We start from the raw sequence: 21,840 nt of genomic DNA on the forward strand, positions 1-21,840 counted from the left end.
GGCTCCTACACCGACCCGATGGGACCCGACGCGTCCGCGGAGATGATCCGCTTCTTCCTCGCCCACCCCCGCCGGCCCTGACCCCAGCACACGGGACGGACGGCCCACGCCGTCCGCCCCGCACCGGGGCGTTGTTGATCGCCACAGATCGCCTGCGACGGCCGTGTCGGAGTAGTATCGGTACCGCCGGGAACACCTCGCATGTGGCATTCGTGCCCACATCGTTCCTGGTGACAGGCCAGGCCGGGCGCTTCGCGTCCCGGGGGACGGGGCACGACATGACGTCGGCACCCACTACGTACCGCAACACTCCGCCAACGGGCGACGTCGCAGACGGATCTGCGTCACCGCGACTGCAGCTGAAGCCGGAGTCGACCGCCGCCACCGGGTTCGTCGACGGGGGCTGGTGGCCGCGATCGCGCGACCTGGGCGCCGAGCTCCCCGATCTGCTCACCGCGCTGAAGGCTCGGATCGGGCCCGTCGAGCGGGTCAGCTACCACCTGGGCGACTGGGACGACACCGAGAGGGCCATCACGGCAGGTGGGAACGTCGTCCGGCTGTCCGGGTTCCGCTCGCAGGCCGCCGGGACGATCGACGTTCTCGCTTCCCGGCTGCGGATGACCCTGCTCGTGGTGCCGGCCGAGGCGGCCTCGGAGAGCGCCCACGGCGTACTGGCCACCGCCGGACGACGCGACAACTCGGACGACGTCGCGTCGTTGTTGCTCCATTCCTTCACGGGAACCGGTGAGGCGGACGCCGACGGCCGTTCCGGGGTCGAACACCGCTGAAGGTCGATGTCGTGACCGCAGCACGTGTGATGAGCCCGGCCGGCACGCCACGGTCGCGATCGCGCGACGGCTACGACCACCTCGAGCACCTGTTCGTCGAACGGCGAAGCCTGCCGGACGGCCACCCGCGCCGGCAGGTCATACGCGACCGGCTGGTCACCGGCTATCGGCCCGTCGCACTGCACATCGCACGCAGGCACGCCTACCGGGGCGGGGACCTCGAGGATCTCGAGCAGGTCGCGACCGTGGGGTTGATCCACGCCGTCGACCGCTTCGAACCCGATCGCGGGAACGCGTTCTTGTCCTTCGCGGTGCCGACCGTCACGGGGGAGGTGCTGCGCTACTTCCGGGATCGAGCGTCGGTCATCCGGGTACCGCGACGACTCACCGCACTGCGGCCGGCTCTGGATCGGGCCACCAAGGAGCTGACCCAGCAGTTGGGACGGGCTCCGCGGCCGAGCGAACTCGCCGCGCTGCTGCATGTCGACCTGGACCTGGTGATCGACGCACTGCAGGCACTGCACGGCGGGTGGTGCCTGTCGCTCGACGAACCGGCAGGCGAAGGGCACCGGGGCGACCAGAACCGCTTCGACGACGCCCTCGCGCACGTCGACCCGGAACTGGGCCTCGTCGAAGACCGCGAACTGCTCACCTCGCTGCTCGCCGACCTCTCGGACCGCGACCGGGAGATTCTGCTGCTCCGCTTCTACAAGGGAATGACCCAGACCGAGATCGCAGGCCGGATCGGGGTGTCGCAGATGCAGATCTCCCGCGTGCTGACCGCGACGCTCGCGCGGCTCCGCGCCGCCGGCAAGGTCCCACGCCGGTAACCCGGGATCAGCCTGCCTGCTCCGGATCGTGCGGCTCCGTGTCGTACACGGCGTTGAAGGCGATGGTGCGCAGGGAGCCGGTGAGGGAATGGACGACCGCGAGCGCGTGGTATTTGTCCCCGACCATGGGACGCTCACCGGCGCGCTCGACGTCCTGCCAGAGGGATTCGACGTACTCCCAGAGCAATTGGCGCGCGTCCAATTGCTGTTGCCGCGCCTCGTCGGACATATGTGCCAGGCGGGCGCGGTCCAGCGACGCGAAGGCCTCGACGAGGTCCGAGGGCTCATGGATCGTCATCGATCCCGAAGCGTAGCGCTACGTTGTAGACCCTACGTTGTACCGAACGGGTACTCCCGCAGGAGGATCGTGGAGATGGCAGGCACGCCGGGCTCCGACGATGTGGAAGCGCGCCGGCCGGGCGGCGCGCGCCGTCCGGTGCTGACCCGACACGACGTGCTGGTCGCAGCGCTGCGCCTGATCGACGCCGACGGGGTGGACGCCCTGTCGATGCGGCGCCTCGGCCGGGCGCTCGACCGCGACCCGATGCGCCTGTACCGGTTCGCGGCGAGCAAGGAGGAGTTGCTCGACGGCGTCGTCGAGTTGGTGCTGTCCGAGCTGGAGATCCCGTCGCGACGGGCAGGCGACTGGGACGATGTGCTGCGACGCACCGCCCGCAGGTTCCGTCAGATCGCGCTCGCCCATCCGCACGTCGTACCACTGCTGGTGACGCGCCCGCTCGCCACACCTCTGGCATTGCGGCCGATCGGCACGCTGCGCCCCCTGGAGGCCCTGCTCGACCTGCTGGCCGGCGTGGGGTTCAGTCCCCGCGGCGCCCTGCACGCATACCGGCTTTACATGGGTTTCCTGCAGGGGCACGTGCTCAACGAGCTCCAGGAGCGGGTGCACGACCCGGACGAGACCGACGACCTGCTGCGGCTCGGCCTGCACCGGCTGCCTGCGCGCGAGTTCCCGCGCCTGCGATCGCTGGCCGGTGAGCTCGTCGTCTACGACGGCGCGCAGGAGTTGGAGGAGGGCCTCGACGTCGTGCTCGGCGGGCTGTGCAGGCAACTCGACGCCGAGTTGTCGACGACGAGAAACCGCAGTGGCCGGAACGGTGTCAGAGGAGGACCGTGAGAGGGCAGGCACCGTACTGGCGCATCCGGACCTCGGGCGGCGGCTGCTCTCGCCGCAGAGATTCGAAGGAGCGCCACCGATGATCACCTTTCTCGGAATGATCATTTTCGCCACCATCATCAGCATCGGTTCGCTCGACGGCCGCAGCGGCTTGAGCCTCTTCGGCAAGTACACCGCCTCGGGTTTCGCCGGCGTGCGCCCGCGGCCGGTCCCCGGCAAGCGCCGCGACGGCGACGGTCCGACCAGGCCGGCGGGCCTCTGACCTCGAGCGACGACGAGCACATGATCGGGACTCGGGCCGACGCAACCCGAACAGCGCCGCTTCGGTCAGGGTGCCGTGGAGCCCGTCGTCGACATGCCGTGCTCGAAGGCGTACGCGGCGGCAGCGGTCCGCGAGCCGACGCCGAGTTTGGTGAAGATGTTGCTCACGTGGCGGTGCACCGTCTTCTCGCTGAGGGCCAATCGGGCCGCGATCGAACGGTTCGGCTCGCCCGCCGCGATCAACCTCAGCACGTCCACCTCACGGGGGCTCAGTGAGGAGCAGACACCGGCCGGCTGGGTACGGCCCGGGTCGTTCGCCTCGGCCACGTCGGGGAGTGCGCCGAGCTGCTGGAACACGTGCCGAGCCGAAGCCAACTCCAGCCGCGCACCGTCGTCGTCGTGCATCGCGTGACAGGCCCGAGCGATGAGGACGCGGGTCCTGGCTGCTTCATAGGGCGCTTCCAGGTCGTGCCACAGTTGGTGAGCCCTCCGCAGGGGCGCCAGTGCCCCATGAGGATCGCCTTGGACGAGGTGTACGGCGCCGCGAGCAAGCGCCGCGCGGGCGTGAAGGGCCGGAGTGCGGTAGCGGGCCGCGATCTGTGCAAGCTCGGTGGCGGCCTCGTCGGCCGCGGGGACGTCCTGCGCGGCGAGCATGATCTCGACATAGGCAGGCAACAGCTGGGATCGCGTCACCTCGCGACCGGGGACGCGGTAGATCGGCTGGTCCCGCGCCTCCGCGAGCGCGCGGCGAATGGCTGCCGACGCCGCAGCGGCGTTGCCCTGGGCGAGGCGGAGCAGCGCGACGCCGGGCTGGACCTGCCAGCCGTACCGGCTGGCCTGCCGGTACGCCTGCTCCGCGTCGTCGAACTCGCCGTGGAGCCGGTGGATCTCGGCGACCTGGTAGAACGCCCCTCCCGTGACGATCAGGCCGTAGCCGCGCGTCAACTGTCGGCAGGCGAGCCGGGCTTCCTGAGCCGCCTCGGCCCATGCGCCCGTCAGCTGCAACAGCTCCGAGCGGTGGATGCGGCAGGTCCCCGAGTAGGCGCCGGTGAATTGCGGCAGGGCGTCGCACCACGCGTTGAGTGCCGCCGTCCACTCCCGGGCACGGTGGACGTCGTAGAGCTGATGGCAGGTCTGGATCGTCTTGCAGTAGATCCAGGCGGTGACCCGCGCCGACGTCTCGCCCGCGCTGATGTCCAGCATCGCCTCGTCGAGCAGCGCCAGGCCGTCGTCGATCCGGCCGTCGCCGACCAGTGCCCGGCCTTGCTGGTGCGTGGCGATGGTCACGAGATCACGATCCCCACAGGCGCTGCCCAGCGCCGCGGCCCGACCCGCGGCGGCCAGCGCGACGTCGTGGTCGCCGTCACGCAGCGCCCGCTCGGCCACGGGCAACAGCAGGTACCCCTGCCCGGCACAGTTCGGGCGACCCTCCGTCAGCCGCGTGGCACGGGCGAGCCAGCCTCCCGCCTGCGCGAACTCCGCGTTGAAGGCCAGGGCCCGGTACAGCCAGAAGGCGTCGCGCAGTGCCTCGCCGATCTCCCCGGCCGCCACCCGGGCCGTGTAGACGCGCTGCAGCACCGCGATGGCCTCGTCGCCGCGGCCCACGAGGTCCAGCGCCTCGGCGAGACGTTCCAGGTCCTCGACGTCCAGCAGGCTGGTCTCGTCGACCTCCGCGAACGCATCCGCCGCCTCCTGCCAGCGCCGTCCACGATGAGCCGACCGTGCCCGCTCCAGCTCCGCATCAACGTCCACGACGACGTCCTCCCGCGGGAACCGACCCGCCCGCGTGGGTAATTCTCCCCACCGAGCCGCTCGAGCGGAATGGGTGCAACTGCCGAAGTCGGAGGGGTCGGCTCGCTCCTAGCCTTCGCCGATGCTGATGGCGACGACTTCGGAGCACACGATGTTCGCTCCTGCTCGAATGCTTGATCCGTTACGAATCGTCCAGGGCGTCGGGAACAGCCGCTACGACTGCCCCGATCTCACGACGCTCGATCGGCACCTCGACCATCTGCGGTGTCGCATCGTCGAACTCGACGACCGGACCTCCGACGTCGCCGACCGCTGTCGAGCCGATATCGACCGGCTGCTCGACCGCCGGTCCTGGCTCACTCTTCCGACGGCTGCTGCAGCCGGCCGACGGTGAATCAGGCGGCGGCGACAGGCTCGAACGTGACCTTGCGCCGCAGCATGCTCCACGCCACCTCGCGGTTGAGGTACGGGAAGAAGTTCGCCTTCTCGCAACCCTTGAGGGACGGAATGTTGTTCGTCCCGACCACGGTGATGACGTACCGCGAGTCCAGGTCGGCCGCCTTCTCCGCGATGAGGGACATCGCCAGTCCCATGATTCCCTTACCGCGGAAAGGCGCCGGGGTGAAAGCGCCTTCGAGCAGTGCGGTTCCGGGCTCGAGGATCGGGAAGGCGCCGCCGAAGTAGGACTGGATCTGCGCGTTGTCCTGTTCACTCATCAGCCACTGCACATAGCAGGGCTCGTCACTGGCCGTGACCGCCGCGTAACAGGTTCCGAGGCCCGACTCGAGCAGCCATCGACGCCGAGATCGGTACAGCACGTCGTCGGCCGACGCTGCCTCGCCGGCGTGGAGGATCTTCGGGACATCGGCCTCGGTCAGTGGGCGGACGTCGATCTCGATGGCCGCCTTCGGCCGGGTGTGCGGCGCCTCGAGATCGCGCCGGAGCACGATCGCCTGCTCCGTCGAGCGGATCCGTTGCCGGATGTCCAAGATCACGCAGGTCCGCCCTCAACGGCCGAACTTCGCCCGCGCCTGCGGGGTGACCGGCGTGAACACATTGACGAGGTTCCCGTCCGGATCGCGGAACAGGAGCGCCCGGTTGCCCCAGGGCATCGTGGTGGGCTCGGTGACCACGTGCTCGACGAGGCCGCGCAGCTCCTCGTACGAGGCGTCGACGTCGTCCACCACGTATTCGATGATCACCGAGCGGTTGGCCCCCGACTCGGCAGCGCGGGAGCCGAACAGCGGCACGGTGCGGGTGTCGGCGATGGCCAGCGTGCCCGACGCCGTCGCCAGCTCGGCGAAGACCTCGTTGCCCCAGACCGCCGTGGTGCCGGTGACCTGTTCGTAGAAGGCGACGAGTCGGGCGACGTCGTCGGTGATGATGCGGATCGAGACGAGTTCCATGGCCCGGACGCTACGAGCGATACCGGGCGGAATCGACCCGGTATTGCTGAGATAGTTTCCTCGTGGCCCGACCGACCTCCCGCGTGCTGGCCCTCCTGGAGCTGTTGCAGTCCGGCGGTACCCGGACGGTCGCGGAGCTGGCGGACCGTCTCGGCGTCGACGAGCGGACCGTGCGCCGGTACGTCGGCCACCTGCTCGACATGGATGTGCCGGTCGAGTCGGTGCGGGGGAGGTACGGCGGCTACCGGCTGGCCGCGGGCTACCGGATGCCTCCGCTGATGCTTGGCGACGACGAGGCGCTCGCCGTACTGCTCGGGCTGATCGCCGGACACCGGTCGGGGCTGCTGACCGCCTCCGGCACGGCGAGCGAGACGGCGGCGGCCAAGATCCGCCGGATGCTCCCCGAGCGCCTGACCCACCGGCTCGACGCCCTGCTCGCCCAGGTCGCCTTCACGGGGCCGGCGCGGGAGGCGGCGGCGCCGGACGCCGGGGTCCTCCTGGCGTTGGCCGACGCCGTTCAGCACAGTCGCCCGGTCCGGATGCGCTACGTCGCCGGCGACGGCCGGCGCACCCAGCGCACGATGCACCCGTACGGCCTAGTGGCGCACGCGGGGCGCTGGTACGTCAGCGGGCTGGACGTCGAGCGGGGCGAGGAACGGACCTTCCGCGTGGACCGGATCACCGACCCTCGACCGCTGCCCGGTGCGTTCCGGCCGCCCTCGACGTACGACCCGGCTGAACGCGTCCTCTCCGGCCTGGCCCGGACCCCGTACCGACACGAGGTCTCGCTGCGCATCCAGGCGACGGCCGAGCAGATCCGCACACGCCTGCCCGCGAGCGTGGCGACGATCGAGGAGCTGCCGGACGGTTGGCAGCGGGTCGAAGTGCGCGCCGAGGAACTCGACTGGGTGCCGGGCGTCCTGGCGATGCTCGACCGGCCGTTCGTCATCGAGCGTCCGAAGGAGCTGCGGGATCTCGTGCGCGAGCTCGCCGAGCGGTTGGTGCGGTCGGCCGCGGGTTCGGTTGAACACCGACCTTCACGAGTCGGGGCGTCACCTGCGCCCGGACGCGACCACCATCGGCAGGTCGATCGCCATTGACTCGTTGCGGACGAACGGCTGCCACGACTCGACCACGTCGCGTTCCATGGCCTCCTGCGCGGTTGCGGGGGCCTGGGCGACGAGCGGCGCCATCGGGGTGAGGTTGATGTACTGCCACAGGAACGCGGCCGGAGCACCGAGGTTCACCGTCGCGGTCGACACCGCGGCAGTCACGTCGACGAGACCGGCGTCGCGCAGCAGTGATGCGACGTCCTCGGGGTCGTGCATGGAGAACACCGCGTGGACGAACCCGCCGAGGTCGGTACTGATGTGGTCGACCAGCGCCTGCTCCATGAGCGCGAACAGCGGTGGGATGGCGCCCGGGGTGTTGACGACGACGCGCCCGCCGGCAGCGGCCACGCGCCGCATCTCGGCGACCGCGGTGTGACGGTCCTGCATGAACATCAGGCACATCTGGCAGAGCACGGCGTCGTAGGCCTCGTCGGCGAACGGCAATGACGTGGCGTCTCCGACGTGCCACTCGATGGTCGACGGCGATACCGCGCGCGCGACTTCGATCATGTCGGGGGTGAGGTCCAGGCCGGTGACGGTGCCGCTCGAGCCGACGGCTTCGGCGGCGAGCCGTGCGATCACTCCGGTGCCGCAGCCGACGTCGAGGACGCGCTCGCCGGGTCGCAGAGCGGCGGTCTCCAGCAACGCGACGGACACCGGGGTGGCGATCTTGGGTACGAAGTGGCGTTCGTAGTTCTCGGCGGCGGTTCCGGTGAAGCTGCGGTAGGACACGGTCGTCATTGCTGGTCTCCTCGTGTCAGGCGCGGATCATGGGGGCCTCGGCGGCGTGCCGGGTCCGCAGTTCGGCGTTCCATCCGCCGTTGCAGTACGTCGTGACGGCCGTGATGCGGCCGTCGACCACGTCGCAGAGGTGGAGGCGTCGGGCGGTCACGACGCCGCTGGGCGGGTGCTGGGTCTCGACGTGCTCGGTCACGAACCCGGTCGCGGTCGGGACGGTGCGGACGACGTCGATCTCGACCGGACCCTCGGCGATGGCGCGGAGCTGTTCGGTGAACACGGAGCCCGGTCCCTGGAGCTGGAAGCGCCACATCGGGGGCAGCAGGTCGAACAAGGCGTCGTCGGCGAAGAGGTCGTCCGATGATGTGAAGTCGACGAAGCACTGGTGGAAGGCGAGGGCGAGCCGGGCGGCGGTCGCGTGGTCGGTCATGGCGTCGACGGTACGAACTGCCTGGTCACGCCCACATCGCTCGCCTGCCCTATTCGGCTGCGGGGGTGGGGTCGGACGGATGTCCTACTCGGCCCTCGCCAGGAGGCCGTGCTCGTAGGCGTGGGCCGTGGCCGCGGTCCGGCTCGTCACGCCGAGCTTGCTGAAGATGTGCTCGACATGTCGGCGAACCGTGTGCGGGCTGATCCCGAGCGCCTCGGCGATCTCCCTGTTCGTCTTGCCGGCTGCGAGGTGGATGAGAACGTCACGCTCGCGTTCGGACAGGTTTTCGGCGGGCGGCGGTCCGCCGGTGAGCGCGTTGAGCCGGTCGACGTCCGGCTCGGCGCCCAGGGCGAGGAACGCCTCTTGGGCATTGCCGAACTCGAGCTCGGCGCCGGTGTGGTCGGAGAGTGCAGCGCACGCCAGCCCGATGGCGACGCTCGTTCGGGCGGCCTCGTAGGGCATCTGCAACGTGCGCCAGGAGTGCGCGGCCGAGCGAAGGTGCTGGAGCGCTGTGGCGGGTTCGCCTTCGATGATCAGGACAGTGCCTGTCGCGTGTGCCGCCATCGCCTCGAGCACGGGCGAGGTCGACGCGGAGGCCATCGTCGTGAGCTCCTCAGCCGCCGAGCGCGCGGCGGCCGCATCCCCGCAGGCGCAGAAGATGTCCACGGCGGCGGCCAGCAACGCCGGTCGCTCCGTCGCCGTCCGGGCCTCCCGCAGCGCCCGTCGAACAGACGCCGACGCCACGGCCGACCGGCCGCGTGAGAGCTCGAGCAGCGCAACGCCGGGTATCGGATCGCAGCCGAGGCGGCTGGCGTCCCGGTAGGCGTCAGCAGCCCGCTCCGCGTGACCGAGTAGACGGCAGAGCTCGCCCTGCTGATACCGGGCGAGCCCGAGTGCGGGATGCGGCGGGTCCGCAAGGCGACGACGTGCCTCCTCGGCCGTGGCCACGGCGCTGGTCCAGTCGCCGGAGAGCTGCTGCAGTTGTGAACGGTGCACGAGGCATTGGCCGCGGAACGGGACCAGATCGGGTTGGGCTGCGCACCACCCGGAGAGGGCTGCCGTCCACTCCGATGCCCGCGCCAGATCGAACTGCGCCATGCATTCGAGGATCACCGCGCAGTACACGACGCCGGTGGCGATCGGGCCGACCTCGCCGCTGGTGACCGACAGCATGACGTCGTCGAGGCAGCCGAATCCGTCTGCCGTCCGTCCCATGCCGATGAGAGCCTGGCCGCGGGCGAGGAGCCCGAGCGCCTGCAGGTCGCTGTCGCCGAGCCGAGCGCCGATCTCGCCCGCCTGTACCGCCAGGTCGTGCGCCGCGACGGGATCTGCGTCGAGCACACCCAAGAACTCCGGGATCAACAGATAGCCGGACGCCGCACACTCGACGCCCGCCTCGTCGACGAGCCGCCGAGACCGGGTGAGCCAGCCGCCGGCCTGCGCCATCCGACCCCGCAGAAGGAGGCAGAACGCGATCCACCAGGCATACCGCGCCGCTGCCGGACCGTCGCCGGCCACGACCGCACCCCGATAGGCCTGGTCCCACGCCCGCTCACACGTGACGTCGTCACCGACGAGGAACGCCGCGACGGCGCGTCGCCCATGGTCGTCGACCGCCAACGGAGCACTCGACGCGGCGACGGCGAACGCGTCGGCCGCCTCACGCCAGGCTCGCGCGGCGAAGGCTGCGCGCGCGTGCTCGAGTGACGACGTCACCGAAACAGTCTGTTCCCGTCGACGGCCTCACGGGAACAGCGGTCTGCCGGCCCGGAGCCTTCCTCAGGAGGTCAGGGTGGAGTTGTTCGGGCGCTGCGTGCTGACGGAGGCGATGCCGCTGCGGTCCCCGGCGGATGAGGTCGGGAGACGATGATCTGGGCGATCCCGATGACGAGGACACCGATCGTCAGCAACCGCTCCGCGCCCGGGAGTGGCCGGAACCAGCCGTAGACCTGGGTGGCCACGGCGACGAGCTGGGCTCCGAGCGGCAGGGCGATCGCCCGCCAGCCGGTGATCTCCGGCGACGCCCGGGGCCGCGTGGGCAACCGGGTGGAGCCGACCGCGAACGCGAGGGCGCCCGCGCTCCAGAGGAAGTCGTACGGCCCGTCGTGGGACAAGACGTCAGCCGCGGTGAGGCTGTAGGCGCAGTCGGCGACCGTCAGACAGACCAGGCCGGCGGCGACCCATGGCCAGCTGCCGGCGAGCCGCCAGGACAGCACCGGGAGCGTGCCCACGAGCGCGCCGAGCAGCAGGACGTCGCCGAGGGGGTAGGCGACGGTGACAGCCCGGCCCAGTCGGTCGATCGGTGCGCTCTCCAGCACCGGCTCGATCACGAGCAGAACCCCGGGCGTCGCGACGATGAGGACCAGGACGAAGCCGTCGAGCCAACGGTGCCACGGTACGTCGAACACCCGGGCCCGGATCATCAGCACGAGCCCCGCCATGAAGAGCGGGTACGTGGCCAGGTAGAGCACGTCGGTGGGGTTCGGCGTGGGCACGTCGCCGCCGCAGGCGTACAACACGCTCCAGGCGATCTCGCCGAGGCCGAACAGCAGCAACGCTGTGGCGAAGCACCACCAGGCCGCGCGGGCCGGCCCCGCTGTCCGGCGACGCGCGCCCCACGCGCACAACGCGCTCGAAGCGAGGATTAGCCCGCTGTGCAGCCAGTCGTCGATGAGTGGGTGATCGGGTCCATGGACGCCGGCGGAGATCTGGTGGCCGGCCTCGACGATCAGCCCGAGCAGCAGCACCACGGCCAGGAGCCGCCCCGGGATTGCCCCGGCACGCCACGCGCGGAGCCGGGCCAACCGGTTGGTCGTCGACACGGGTCCTCCCTCCGCGCGTCTCGCTGGACCATGATGGCCTCGGTCGACTCCAACGAGCACCCGTCGAGCACCTCGAACCGGCGGAACCGGCAGCTCAGAGATCGGGCCGCGCGTGCGACGCGCAGCACGCTCAGGTCCTCGACGAGGTGGACCGCGATGGCCTGGGCCTGGCCTCGGGTCGACCGTCGGGAGGAGGACAAATCGAAGGGAGCCTGGTGCAAGGCCTCCTCCGCCGGACGAAGCTCAGAGTCCCTGAGATTGGCCCGACCGGCGCGACGTGGTCACGTGCGCGCACGAATGTCGATCCCAGGCTCCTGGGCCCGACGACTGGCCAGGACTAGTGGAGTGCCGCCGTCACAGCAGTGACGCTGAGTGATAAGAGCAGCTAAAGGTTGGTGCCCCCGGTAGGATTCGGGCCACGAGACAATCCACGCGGGGTGTCCTCAGTGGACAAGTTCGAGGGCTCTCGTGTTCGGCGAAGTCCGTGCGATCGTTGATGTTGAGTGTGGCGAGCGGAAGATTGCGGGCGATGCAGCACGCCGCGATCCAGGAGTCGTTGGTCGGCCGAGGCAGGCCGCGGAGCCGGCGTGAGCCTGAATCTCGCCCTGAATCCTGGCGGCGTTGAAGCCGCAGGGGAGGACGACGACCCTGGCAAAGAACACGTGGAGCCCGGCGCGGCGCTGTGGCCCCGGCGGCGCAAGTACGTTCACTGGGGCAGTTCTCCGACCGTGACGAAGGCGAAGGCCTTGTACTCCTCATCGGACTCCCAGAGGCGCGACCGAGCAAGTTCGTTGACTGGTTTGATCGACATGACGCCCTGGCGACGAGCGAGTTTCTCGATCGCCAGCGCACTGTCGTCCTGCCGTCGTGTGGGTTTGTTGGGTGTCGTCACGCTGACCACCTCCACGCGGTGAGGCCATCGATCCACTCCCCACGGCGCTCATCGGTGATGACAGGCCCAGGCTCGGCCGCCGTCTGGAGCCTGAGCTCGGGCGTCAACGCTGCCGCCGGCTGGTCGATTGACGGCCCTCGGCCACCCGAGGACCGTGGACCGGTCGTAGTGGCTGGTCTCGGTCGGCGCTGATCGATCGAGGGGGTGCAGTTACGCTCAAAGGGAGTTCAACATGGCGGAACAGCTCGATCCGTCACAGATCATGCAGATCGGCTCCGGGTTCTGGGCCTCGAAAGTCCTCCTTTCAGCGGTTGAGCTTGAGCTGTTCACCGAGCTGGGTCGGGACGGTGCGACCGGCGCAGGTCTCGTGCACGGTCTCGGCCTCGCTCCTCGCGCAGTACCCGACTTTCCGGACGCCCTTGTCGCACTCGGGCTCCTAGACCGTGATGGTGACGGGGTGGAGGCCGTATACCGCAACACCCCGGAGACCCTGTTCTTCCTCGACAAGGCGAGCCCAGCGTACATCGGCGGAGTTCTCGAGATGTTCAATGCGCGGTTGTTTCGCTTCTGGGGAGACCTGACGGAGGCGCTGCGCACGGGGCTTCCGCAGAACGAAGTGAAGCACACAGGTGAGTCGATGTTCCCGGCTCTGTATGACGACCCAGAGAAGCTCGAGCAGTTCATGCAGGCCATGGTCGGTATCTCCATGGGTGGTTTCGAGGCCCTGGCCGACACGTTCGACTTCTCGGGATACAGCGCCGTCTGCGACGTGGGCGGAGCCACCGGACAACTGTCACTCGTCCTCGCCGGCCGCCATCCACATCTGCGGTGCACTACGTTCGATCTGCCCGCCGTAGAGCCGATCGCTCGGCGGACGATCGCTGCAGCCGGGCTGGCAGATCGCGTCGTTGCTGCGTCAGGCGACTTCTTCCGGGACCCGCTTCCCGCGGCCGATGTCGTCACGATGAGCCTGATCCTGCACGATTGGAACCTCGAACGAAAGATGCGACTGCTGCAAGCGGCATACGAAGCCTTGCCGGCAGGTGGCGCCCTCGTCGTCGTCGAGAACATCATTGACAACGAGCGTCGAAAGAACGTCTTCGGGCTGCTGATGTCACTGAACATGCTGATCGAGTTAGGTGATGGGTTCGACTTCACTGGTGCCGATATCACGCGCTGGTGCAAGCAAGTCGGATTCCAGAAGGTGGACATCATGCCGCTGGCCGGACCGACAAGCGCTGCCATCGCTTACAAGTGAGGGGCGCTCCCAGTTCCGCTGCGTCCAGCGCCTGGTGAAATGAGCCGAGGCGAGCCGTGGAAGGCCACGAAGCGGCCCCAGCGCGTCCTGTGCTTCGCCGCGGCTGAACACCGTCGAGCTGGACGTCCGCGGTGTCGAAGGAGGCCCGGCGGCGATCCTGGGAGCCGGCTTCCACCTCGACGGCATGCAGAGACGCTGACCCTGGCGCGAGCTGTCCGGCCCTATGTGGCTGGCGGCCGTGGACCGTCGTCGCGCGTCATCAGCCGAGGCTGGCCGCCTCCGGGGAACTGGCCGTGGTTGCGGTGGGGCGGGACGGTGTCGTGGTCGGTGGAGCGGTTGTGCTGCGGACGACGAGGTGGGGCGACACGACGAGTTCCCGTTCGCCGACGTCCGTGCCGTCGAGCCGGTCCTTGGCGCGGGTGACGGCGAGGTGTGACATCTGGCCGATGTTCTGGGCGACGGTGGTCAGGTCGACGTGGGAGAGGCGGGCCAGGCGGCTGTCGTCGAACCCGACGACGGACACCTGGCCAGGCACGGAGACGCCGGCCTTGCTGAGCACGTCGAGCACGCCAGTGGCGCAACGGTCGTTGAACACGGTGACGGCCGTCGGGCGGGGGTGCAGGTCCAGGAAGGCCCGGGCGGCTGCGGCTCCGTCGTCTTCGGTGGGTCCGCCGGGCAGGACGTGGCTGGAGTCGGTGAGGCCGTGCCGACGAACCGCCTCGTGGTACCCGCGGCGGCGTTCGGCGGCGCCGGGTGCGCGTCCTCCGTCGATGTGGACGGTCCGGCTGTGCCCGAGCGCGACGAGGTGGTCGACGGCCAGGTGGAGGCCGGCGGCGTTGTCGGTACGGACGACGTCGAGGGCGCGGTGGCGCACGGACCGCGCGACGACGACGATCGGCATGCGCCCGGCGAGCTCGGCCAGGAACGACGTCGGTGAGTGCGGGGCGAGCAGGATCAGTGCCTCGCAGCGGTCCTGCAGCAGGCTCGCGACGGCGCGACGCTCGTCGCGTCCGGGAGCGACGGCGCTGAGCGCCAGCTCGTAGTCGGCGTCGCCGGCAGCTCCGTAGAGGCCGCCGACGAGATCACCGTCGAACGGATCCTGCACGCGGAACACGACCCCGATCAGTCGGCTGCGCGACCGGCGCAGCAGCTGGGCCCGGCTGTCGGGGTGGTACCCCAGCTCCTCGGCAGCGCGCCGGATCCGCTCGCGGTTCACCGGGCTGGCGCCGGGCACGTCACGCATGACGAGGGAGACCAGCGTGGTGGACACGCCGACATGGGCGGCGACGTCGGCGAGCGTGGGACGGCGACGGGGGGTCGATCGGGTCGGTTCCGCCACGACGCCAGCGTAGCGCAGATCCTTTAAACGTTATAGACGTGGGGCCTTGACTGCTCGTCCGGGTTGCCCGTACCGTTCCTATAACGTTATAGGCGGCCCCTGAGAAGAGGTGCCGAGCTCAAGGAGGAGCAGTCGTGAAACTTGGATTGATCACCGACTCGGTCGGCCACCTGCCCTTCGAGAGCGTCCTGGATCTGGCGAAGGCGCAGGGCTTGAGCTCGGTAGAGGTGACTACCGGTAACTGGTCCACGGCGCCGCACGCCGACCTGCCCACTCTCGTGTCGTCCGCGGACGCCCGGTCGGAGTTCGCGGGGAAGATCTCCTCTCGCGGGCTGACACTGAGCGCGCTGTGCGCGAACGGCAACCAGCTGCATCCGGTCGAAGGGCCTGCCCACGACAAGGTCGTCCGCGACAGCATCAGCGTCGCCGCCGAGCTCGGGGTGCCGACGGTGGTTCTGATGTCGGGTCTGCCGGGCGCCCGCGGCGACTCGACCCCGAACTGGATCACCACCTCCTGGCCGCCGGAGACGCTGCGGGTCCTCGACTACCAGTGGAACGAGGTGGCCATCCCGTACTGGACGGAGCTCGCGTCGTTCGCGCGGGACAAGGGCGTCCGCCTCGCGATCGAGGCCTGCGGTAGCCAGCTCGTGCACAACGTCTCCACGCTGCAGCGTCTCATCGACGCGGCCGGCGCTGACGTCGTCGGGGCCAACCTGGACCCGTCGCACCTGATGTGGATGGGAGCGGACATCCCCACGGTGATCCGGGCGTTGGGGTCGTCGATCTTCCACGTGCACGCCAAGGACATCCGGGTGCAGCGGCCCAACGCCGATCGGGACGGGCTGCTCGACACGCTGCCGATCGAGCGAGCCGGGGAGCGTTCCTGGAACTACGTGACGCTCGGGCTCGGACACCCACAGGGTGCAACGTTCTGGGCCGACTTCGTCTACACCCTCCGGTCGGTCGGCTACGACGGCACGTTGAACATCGAGCACGAGGACACGCTGGTCAACTCGGTCGAGGGTGTCAGCCGTGCCGCCACCCTGCTCAAGCAGGTCGCCCTGGTCGAGCAGCCCGACTGGAAGCCGGCAGCCATCTGGCTCGACGCCGCACGCCAGATACGCCCTCGCGCACGGGCCGGTTCCGACCAGGCCAAAACGACTCCTGCTTCGCCGCCGGAACACTCAGCGCTACGGGTGCGTCGGCGCGCGAACCCGTAGCACACTCAAGGACAGGGGGAGCGCCGCCCCACATGAGCGGCGTTCCAGCACCGAGTAGTGGCGACCCGCCGCCTGCGCCGACGAGATGTAGGTCGTTGATCAGCGGTTTCGCGTGCCGGTGCCGTCGACCGGCTCGCCGCCTGCGGTCGGGTCCGAGGTGTGGAGCGCTTCGTGGAATGAGTTCGTGCCGGCCTGCTGGTGGAGCGGACGTCCGCACGAGCCTGTCGCGCGGCGCGGACCGCTGCCCGTGTGCGAGGGGGCGGCGGTCCGTCCCTAAAGCCGCGGCCGGTCGGAGTCGACCATGCTGCTGCCGCCGCGGCGGGCGATACGTCATCGTCCCTCCTCACCGGTCATCGCCCGTTCGTCCAGACCGCTCCGCGCGGGGCACCGTACGGTGTCTCGGAGGGGCGCGCCGAGGCGATGGGACTGTCCGGTATGGATGAGGTCGACAAGGTGACGTCCGGTCACGGCGTCCCCGCCGAGATCGTCGCGATAGCGGACGACTGGGCCAGGGCGATCGCCGGTAACGACGCCGAACGGATCGCCGGCGTGATGGCCGACGAATGGGTGATCGTCTCGGAGTCGGGGATTTCGACGAAGGAGGACTTCCTCTCCGTGGTGAGATCCGGAGCGCTCACGCATTCGGCGATGGACCGGATCACCCACCCGCGGATTCGGGTCTACGGCGACACCGCGATCTTCACCGCGCGGGTGACGAACACCGCGCACTACGGCGGGGAGCGGTTCGACGCCGACGAGTGGACAACCGACGTATTCGTGTTGCGGAACAGTCGATGGCAATGCGTCCTCAGCCAGATCACCCGAGCCGCCGCGGGCTGACCGCTGAGACCGCGAGCGAGGTCGAAACCATTCGCCACCCACGAGGCCATGACCGGCCGGGGAATGCTGCTCGGCTTGGCATACGAGGCGTTCGCATCGGCTTCGTCGCGAGCGTCAGCCGAGAGGTCGCCTTGAGCGGATCTTCATCGCACTCGCTCGGAGAGGGTGTAGTACATACGGGCGATGTCTTCGAGCGGAATGCCGGCCACCCGTTCTGCGACCTCGATGGCGTCGAGGAGCCCGAGGCTGGGCAGAAGGGCCGCTGCGCGCAGCGCCAGCGGCCTCGGCACTCCGCGGTCTTGCAGGTTCTCGGCCCGCCTGTGGACTGCATCGGCTTCACGGGCAGTCAGCAACTCGGGAAGCCGGAGCCGCATGGTGCGAACGTCAGGAGCAAACTGCCCGACGGCAACCGCCAGAGAGAGCGGCAGAGGGCGATGGGTCAGCAGCCACTGCGCCGACCGGACGAGGAATTGGTGAGTCTCGCGGATGATGTCGTCGACCAGTTCCACAGTGACGGTCCGCGGCAGTTCGTCGATCTGGGCCCATAGGTCAGACAGATCGAAGACCGCGGAGGTGATGAGGAAGGCACGCAGTGCGTCTGCAGCGGTTGCTCCTGTGGCCTCGCGCAGGACGAACGCGTACGTCAATCCGCTCCGGTCGATCATCTGGTTGACGAGCGACGTTGTTGCGATCTCGCGGCGCAGCGGATGCAGGGCAAGTGCGCTGGCGTGGCGACTGGTGAGGGCGGCCGGGAAGTAGGAGGTCAGCCGGTTTGCCACCTCGGGCTCGTCGGGTAGGTCGGTCTGCAGGACGGCGGTCTTGATGTCGAGCTTGATGTGCGCCAGTAGGACGGCGAGTTCGGGCCCGGACAGCCCTTCGCCTGCGGCAAGAAGCGTGGCGAAGCCGACGGCGTCAGGTAATCCCTCGAGTACGGGATCGAGCGCCCGGCGTGCAGCGAGGTCGGCAACAATCTGGGCGAGTACCGGCAGCTTGTCCGCTGCGTCACCCCGACTGACGCCCAGCACGGCGTTCTGGTCGCGGTTGTCGTCGAGCACCAGCTCGGCGACCTCGTCGGTCATCTCCGCCAGCAGGGCGTTGCGCGCCTCGCGGTCCAGCGCGCCGTCCACGACGAGCCGGTCGAGCAGGATCTTGATGTTGACCTCGTGGTCGCTGCAGTCGACGCCGGCCGAGTTGTCGATCGCATCAGTGTTGATCTTCCCGCCGTTGCGGGCGAACTCGATGCGGCCCCGCTGGGTCAGCCCGAGGTTCCCGCCCTCGCCGACGACCTTGACGCGCAGCTCGCGCCCGTCGGCGCGGATGGCGTCGTTGGCCTTGTCGCCCGCGTCGGCGTGCGTCTCCCCGCTCGCCTTGACGTAGGTGCCGATGCCGCCGTTCCACAGCAGGTCCGCCGGAGCGCGGAGGATCGCACGGATCAGTTCGGGCGGGCTGAGCCGCGTCACGTCCCCGCCGATCCCGCCGCCGATCCCGCCGTCGATCCCGCCGTCGATCCCGCCGTCGATCCCCAGTGCCTCACGGATCTCGGCACCGATCGGCACCGACTTCGCCGTGCGCGGCCACACCCCGCCGCCCGCGCTGATCGCGGCGCGGTCGTAGTCGTCCCACGACGAGCGCGCCAGCGCGAACAGCCGCTCCCGCTCGGCGAGCCCGCGCGCGGGGTCCGGCGTCGGGTCGACGAAGACGTGCCGGTGGTCGAACGCCGCCACCAGCTTGATGTGCGGGGAGAGCAGCATGCCGTTGCCGAACACGTCGCCGGACATGTCGCCGATCCCGACGACGGTGAACTCCTCGCGCTGGGTGTCGACACCCAGCTCGCGGAAGTGCCGCTTCACGCTCTCCCAGGCCCCGCGCGCGGTGATGCCCATCGCCTTGTGGTCGTAGCCCACCGAGCCGCCGGAGGCGAACGCGTCGCCGAGCCAGAACCCGTAGGACTTCGCGACCTCGTTGGCGATGTCGGAGAACTTCGCGGTTCCCTTGTCCGCGGCGACCACCAGGTAGGCGTCGTCGCCGTCGTGGCGCACCACCTCAGGCGGCGCCACGGTCTCGGTACGCCCGTCGGCTCGGGTGACCAGGTTGTCGGTGACGTCGAGCAGCCCGGAGATGAACGTGCGGTAGCAGGCCACGACCTCGTCGTTGCCCGCCTCGGGCCGGCGCACCACGAACCCGCCCTTGGCGCCGACCGGCACGATCACCGCGTTCTTCACGGCCTGGGCCTTGACCAGCCCCAGGACCTCGGTGCGGAAGTCCTGCGGCCGGTCGCTCCAGCGCAGCCCGCCCCGGGCCACGGCTCCGTAGCGCAGATGCACACCCTCCACCCGCGGGGAGTAGACGAAGATCTCGAACCGCGGGCGCGGCGCGGGCATGTCCGGCACCGCGGACGGGTCGATCTTGAACGAAAGGAACGGCCGCGCGCGGTAGAAGTTCGTGCGCAGAGTCGCGCTGATCATCCCGAGGAAGCTGCGCAGGATCCGGTCGGCGTCCAACCCGGTCACGGCATCGATCAACTCCCGCGCCGTCGCCAGCGCCACCCCTGCGGCATCGTCCCGTCCGGCGTCGCTCAAGCCCGGGCCGAACCGCGCTTGAAACAGCGCGACCAGCGCGCGGGCGACCCGTGAGTGCTGCAACAGCGTCTCCGCCATGTAGGTGACGCCGTAAGGGTTGCCGAGCTGGCGGGCGTAGCGGGCGTAGGCGCGCAGCACCGCGACCTGACGCCACGGCAGACCGGCGCGCAATACCAGCGCGCTGAACCGGTCGCTGTCTGCATCACCCCGCCAGGCCGCGCTGAAAGCCGAGCAGAACAGCTCCTCGGAGCTCGCGGTCGACCGCGCGCGCATCTCCAACCCGGTCGCTTCATCGACCCGCAACCCGAACGTGTAGAACCAGCACCGCGTACCGTCCGGCCGCACGAACTCGTAGGGCCGCTCATCGAGCACCTCCACCCCCAGGCTGTGCAGCACCGGGAGCACCTCGGACAAGGTCAGGCCGCGGCCGACCAGGAAGAACCGCAACCGCATCTCGACACCGAGCGGGCCGGGTTCGATCAACAGCTGGAGTTCCGGCGTTTCCCCCAGGGAGCGCATCACCCGCAGATCGGCCAACGCCTGCACCGGGTCGACATCGCTCTTGTAGGCCTCCGGCACGCCGACAAGCTGATCGACGATCTCGTGGCCGTGCGACCCGGCCACATCGAGCACCCACTCGTCCCACGTGAGAATCGCGGCGGCGAGCTGACCCTGCAGGCGAATCTGGTCGGGTTCGAAGCCGGTCGGCTCCGTGTACACCGTGAAGTGCACCGTCGCCAGCCTCGATTCACCACCGATTCGCGCCGAGTGCTCGATCCGCCGTCCGCGCAGCTCGCGTAGCAACACCTCCTCCATGGCCCGGCGTGCCGGAGTGGAGTAGCGGTCACGCGGCAGGTAGACCAGACACGAGAAGAACCGTCGGAAGGGTTCTCGCTCGGCGAAAAGACGCAGCCGCCGAGGCTGGGTGAGCGCCTGAACCCCGACGGCGAGATCGTGCAGCAACTCCTCGCCGGCCCAGAGCAGTTCCTCCCGCGGGTACTCGGCAATCACCTCGAGCATCCGCTGCCCCGTATGTGACTCCAGGTGCGCACCCGCCCGCTTCAGCGAGGCCCGAACCCGCCGCCCGATCGTCGGGATCTCCAGCACATTCTCGTGAAGCGCGCCCGTCGTTAGTGCGCCGAGAAATCGGTGCTCGCGTACCGCGTGTCCCGCCCGGTCGAGGATCTGAACGGCCAGGACCGACGGGTGCACGGGGCGGAACACCCGGCTCGGCGCGCTGGCTCGGGTGATCACGACCACGTCGTTGCCCCGGCTCAAGCCCGGGGTCACTCCGTCGAAGACCCAACGGGCGACCTCCTCGTGGCGCAGCACCCCGAGGCTCGAGCCCACCAGCAGCGGCGGCCCGGGTCGAGGCGGTCCGGCGCCGTCGTACCGGTGGTAGCCCAGGAAGGAGAAGCGCCCGTCCACCAGCCACTCGATCAGTCGGGCCGCGTCGTGCACGTCGCTCTGTGCCACCCCGGGTGGACGCCTTCCGCGCAGCTCGGCGGTGACCGACCGTGCCACCTCGACGATGCCGTCCTGGTCGAGTGCGACGTCACGCACGTCGCGAAGCACCAGGTGCAGCTCCGCGACGAGTTCCTTCGCCTCGTCGACCGGCACCGGGTCGACCTCGACGCGGATCCACAGCTCGGTGGACGCGCCGGCCTGCGACTGGCCCACGGCACCCGGTGTGAGCACCTCGACAAGAGCGCCGGACTCGTCACGGCGCACCGCCACGACGGGGTGGACCACGTACCGTACCCGCGCCCCGCTGCGGCTGAACCCAGCCAGCAGCGACTCCACGACGAACGGCGTCTCGTCGGTGATGACATCGAACAGCGTTCCGCTGCCGGCCGGGCGCGACGCGCTCGTCGCGACCACTGGCTCGCCGCCCGTTCGGTGTGCCGCCATCCGCCGGTGCGCTCGCGCGATTGCTGCGAGCGCTCCACGTCGCGTCGCCGCATCACCGGCGAATCCACCATCTGCCCCCACATGGAGGGCGTACACCCGATGAAGCGCGGCCAGGTCGGGGTTTGCCCCACCACTCGCTGCAGCGAGTCCTTCGTGGGTCGGACGCATTGGTTCCCCCCGAACCTGATTCGCTGCTGACCTCGGTGGCCTTGCGGCGATCCACTCCATGCTCGGGGCCACGGCTCGACAGGGGAAGTCCCCGGGGGCACATCGCCAGAAGACACGGTGGTCGCCGTCGACCGTGCGGCGCCCACGACGTGGCACTTCCGACGTCGTGGGGTGGGTACCGCCGCTGGGCGTCTTGAAGCTGCGCTCGGGCGGGGAGGGTGTAGCCGGAATCCCGGTTACCTGCACGGTGCTAACGCTGAGCGATATGCGCAGGTAGAACGCGGTGCGCCGGTAGGATTCGAACCTGCGCCACCGCCTCCGGAGACCGGTAGACCTCGTGATCGTCGGCGCCTTCTGGC

The 21,840-nt window shown here is 69.6% G+C and carries 19 protein-coding genes; 8 read left to right on the forward strand and 11 right to left on the reverse strand.

Annotation, left to right across the window (positions count from 1 at the left end):
• The first annotated feature begins 212 nt into the window (after positions 1-212).
• Positions 213-788 carry a DUF5994 family protein gene (locus RM445_RS16215; RefSeq protein ID WP_311557210.1) on the forward strand — a complete coding sequence of 192 codons (576 nt, stop codon included), beginning with the start codon at positions 213-215 and terminating at the stop codon, positions 786-788.
• 11 nt (positions 789-799) lie between these two features.
• Positions 800-1,618: a sigma-70 family RNA polymerase sigma factor gene (locus tag RM445_RS16220; RefSeq protein WP_311557212.1), complete on the forward strand. Its 819-nt coding sequence runs from the start codon at positions 800-802 to the stop codon at positions 1,616-1,618.
• A 7-nt stretch (positions 1,619-1,625) separates the two neighbouring features.
• Here the strand turns inward: RM445_RS16220 and RM445_RS16225 are convergent, their stop codons facing one another.
• A complete protein-coding gene (locus RM445_RS16225) occupies positions 1,626-1,916 on the reverse strand; it encodes a hypothetical protein (protein ID WP_311557213.1) in 291 nt (96 codons plus the stop codon).
• A 75-nt stretch (positions 1,917-1,991) separates the two neighbouring features.
• Between RM445_RS16225 and RM445_RS16230 the strand changes: the two genes are divergently transcribed.
• The gene (locus RM445_RS16230) at positions 1,992-2,753 is read left to right on the forward strand and encodes a TetR/AcrR family transcriptional regulator (protein WP_311557215.1); all 762 of its coding nucleotides are present in this window, start codon (positions 1,992-1,994) and stop codon (positions 2,751-2,753) included.
• 79 nt (positions 2,754-2,832) lie between these two features.
• On the forward strand, positions 2,833-3,015 hold the full coding sequence (locus RM445_RS16235; protein ID WP_311557217.1) for a hypothetical protein: 183 nt from the start codon (positions 2,833-2,835) through the stop codon (positions 3,013-3,015).
• 65 nt (positions 3,016-3,080) lie between these two features.
• Here the strand turns inward: RM445_RS16235 and RM445_RS16240 are convergent, their stop codons facing one another.
• The 3 genes from RM445_RS16240 to RM445_RS16250 form a co-directional block, all read right to left on the reverse strand.
• Positions 3,081-4,766, reverse strand: a complete 1,686-nt coding sequence (locus tag RM445_RS16240) for a response regulator transcription factor (RefSeq protein WP_311557218.1) — start codon at positions 4,764-4,766, stop codon at positions 3,081-3,083.
• A 395-nt stretch (positions 4,767-5,161) separates the two neighbouring features.
• Complete coding sequence (locus tag RM445_RS16245) at positions 5,162-5,761, reverse strand: hypothetical protein (RefSeq protein WP_311557219.1); 600 nt, start codon at positions 5,759-5,761, stop codon at positions 5,162-5,164.
• 12 nt (positions 5,762-5,773) lie between these two features.
• Entirely contained in the window at positions 5,774-6,172 is a 399-nt protein-coding gene (locus RM445_RS16250) for a VOC family protein (RefSeq protein WP_311557221.1), read from the reverse strand.
• Positions 6,173-6,234: 62 nt separating this feature from the next.
• Here RM445_RS16250 and RM445_RS16255 point away from each other — a divergent pair, with 62 nt between their 5' ends.
• The gene (locus tag RM445_RS16255; RefSeq protein WP_311557223.1) at positions 6,235-7,272 is read left to right on the forward strand and encodes a helix-turn-helix transcriptional regulator; all 1,038 of its coding nucleotides are present in this window, start codon (positions 6,235-6,237) and stop codon (positions 7,270-7,272) included.
• Here RM445_RS16255 and RM445_RS16260 read toward each other — a convergent pair.
• From RM445_RS16260 to RM445_RS16280, 5 genes are all read right to left on the reverse strand, one after another.
• Complete coding sequence (locus RM445_RS16260; protein WP_311557224.1) at positions 7,225-8,025, reverse strand: class I SAM-dependent methyltransferase; 801 nt, start codon at positions 8,023-8,025, stop codon at positions 7,225-7,227. The two genes, RM445_RS16255 and RM445_RS16260, sit on opposite strands and share 48 nt — an antisense overlap.
• A gap of 16 nt (positions 8,026-8,041) precedes the next feature.
• The gene (locus RM445_RS16265; protein ID WP_311557226.1) at positions 8,042-8,452 is read right to left on the reverse strand and encodes a hypothetical protein; all 411 of its coding nucleotides are present in this window, start codon (positions 8,450-8,452) and stop codon (positions 8,042-8,044) included.
• Positions 8,453-8,536: 84 nt separating this feature from the next.
• Complete coding sequence (locus RM445_RS16270) at positions 8,537-10,168, reverse strand: response regulator transcription factor (protein ID WP_311557227.1); 1,632 nt, start codon at positions 10,166-10,168, stop codon at positions 8,537-8,539.
• A gap of 71 nt (positions 10,169-10,239) precedes the next feature.
• A complete protein-coding gene (locus RM445_RS16275) occupies positions 10,240-11,274 on the reverse strand; it encodes a hypothetical protein (protein WP_311557228.1) in 1,035 nt (344 codons plus the stop codon).
• A gap of 706 nt (positions 11,275-11,980) precedes the next feature.
• Positions 11,981-12,166, reverse strand: coding sequence for a hypothetical protein (locus RM445_RS16280; RefSeq protein WP_311557229.1), 186 nt, complete (start codon positions 12,164-12,166; stop codon positions 11,981-11,983).
• Positions 12,167-12,398: 232 nt separating this feature from the next.
• On the opposite strand from RM445_RS16280, the gene RM445_RS16285 reads away from it, so the two are divergent.
• Positions 12,399-13,424, forward strand: coding sequence for a methyltransferase (locus RM445_RS16285; protein ID WP_311557231.1), 1,026 nt, complete (start codon positions 12,399-12,401; stop codon positions 13,422-13,424).
• 259 nt (positions 13,425-13,683) lie between these two features.
• Here the strand turns inward: RM445_RS16285 and RM445_RS16290 are convergent, their stop codons facing one another.
• Positions 13,684-14,763, reverse strand: coding sequence for a LacI family DNA-binding transcriptional regulator (locus tag RM445_RS16290; RefSeq protein ID WP_311557233.1), 1,080 nt, complete (start codon positions 14,761-14,763; stop codon positions 13,684-13,686).
• A 134-nt stretch (positions 14,764-14,897) separates the two neighbouring features.
• Between RM445_RS16290 and RM445_RS16295 the strand changes: the two genes are divergently transcribed.
• Together RM445_RS16295 and RM445_RS16300 are read left to right on the forward strand one after the other, a co-directional pair.
• Positions 14,898-15,983, forward strand: a complete 1,086-nt coding sequence (locus tag RM445_RS16295; RefSeq protein WP_311557235.1) for a sugar phosphate isomerase/epimerase family protein — start codon at positions 14,898-14,900, stop codon at positions 15,981-15,983.
• A 435-nt stretch (positions 15,984-16,418) separates the two neighbouring features.
• Entirely contained in the window at positions 16,419-16,823 is a 405-nt protein-coding gene (locus RM445_RS16300) for a nuclear transport factor 2 family protein (protein ID WP_311557237.1), read from the forward strand.
• A 143-nt stretch (positions 16,824-16,966) separates the two neighbouring features.
• On the opposite strand, the gene RM445_RS16305 is transcribed toward RM445_RS16300, so the two are convergent.
• Entirely contained in the window at positions 16,967-21,481 is a 4,515-nt protein-coding gene (locus RM445_RS16305) for an NAD-glutamate dehydrogenase (RefSeq protein WP_397469332.1), read from the reverse strand.
• Positions 21,482-21,840: the final 359 nt, after the last annotated feature.

Source organism: Pseudonocardia charpentierae (assembly GCF_031845345.1).
Classification (GTDB): domain Bacteria; phylum Actinomycetota; class Actinomycetes; order Mycobacteriales; family Pseudonocardiaceae; genus Pseudonocardia; species Pseudonocardia charpentierae.

Bases quoted from the DNA above. Each gene is read 5' to 3' on its own strand.
- RM445_RS16235 (WP_311557217.1), top strand. From the start codon at position 2,833: ATGATCACCTTTCTCGGAATGATCATTTTCGCCACCATCATCAGCATC.
- RM445_RS16225 (WP_311557213.1), bottom strand. From the start codon at position 1,916: ATGACGATCCATGAGCCCTCGGACCTCGTCGAGGCCTTCGCGTCGCTG.
- RM445_RS16250 (WP_311557221.1), bottom strand. From the start codon at position 6,172: ATGGAACTCGTCTCGATCCGCATCATCACCGACGACGTCGCCCGACTC.
- RM445_RS16305 (WP_397469332.1), bottom strand. From the start codon at position 21,481: ATGCGTCCGACCCACGAAGGACTCGCTGCAGCGAGTGGTGGGGCAAAC.
- RM445_RS16260 (WP_311557224.1), bottom strand. From the start codon at position 8,025: ATGACGACCGTGTCCTACCGCAGCTTCACCGGAACCGCCGCCGAGAAC.
- RM445_RS16300 (WP_311557237.1), top strand. From the start codon at position 16,419: ATGGATGAGGTCGACAAGGTGACGTCCGGTCACGGCGTCCCCGCCGAG.
- RM445_RS16265 (WP_311557226.1), bottom strand. From the start codon at position 8,452: ATGACCGACCACGCGACCGCCGCCCGGCTCGCCCTCGCCTTCCACCAG.
- RM445_RS16285 (WP_311557231.1), top strand. From the start codon at position 12,399: ATGGCGGAACAGCTCGATCCGTCACAGATCATGCAGATCGGCTCCGGG.
- RM445_RS16230 (WP_311557215.1), top strand. From the start codon at position 1,992: ATGGCAGGCACGCCGGGCTCCGACGATGTGGAAGCGCGCCGGCCGGGC.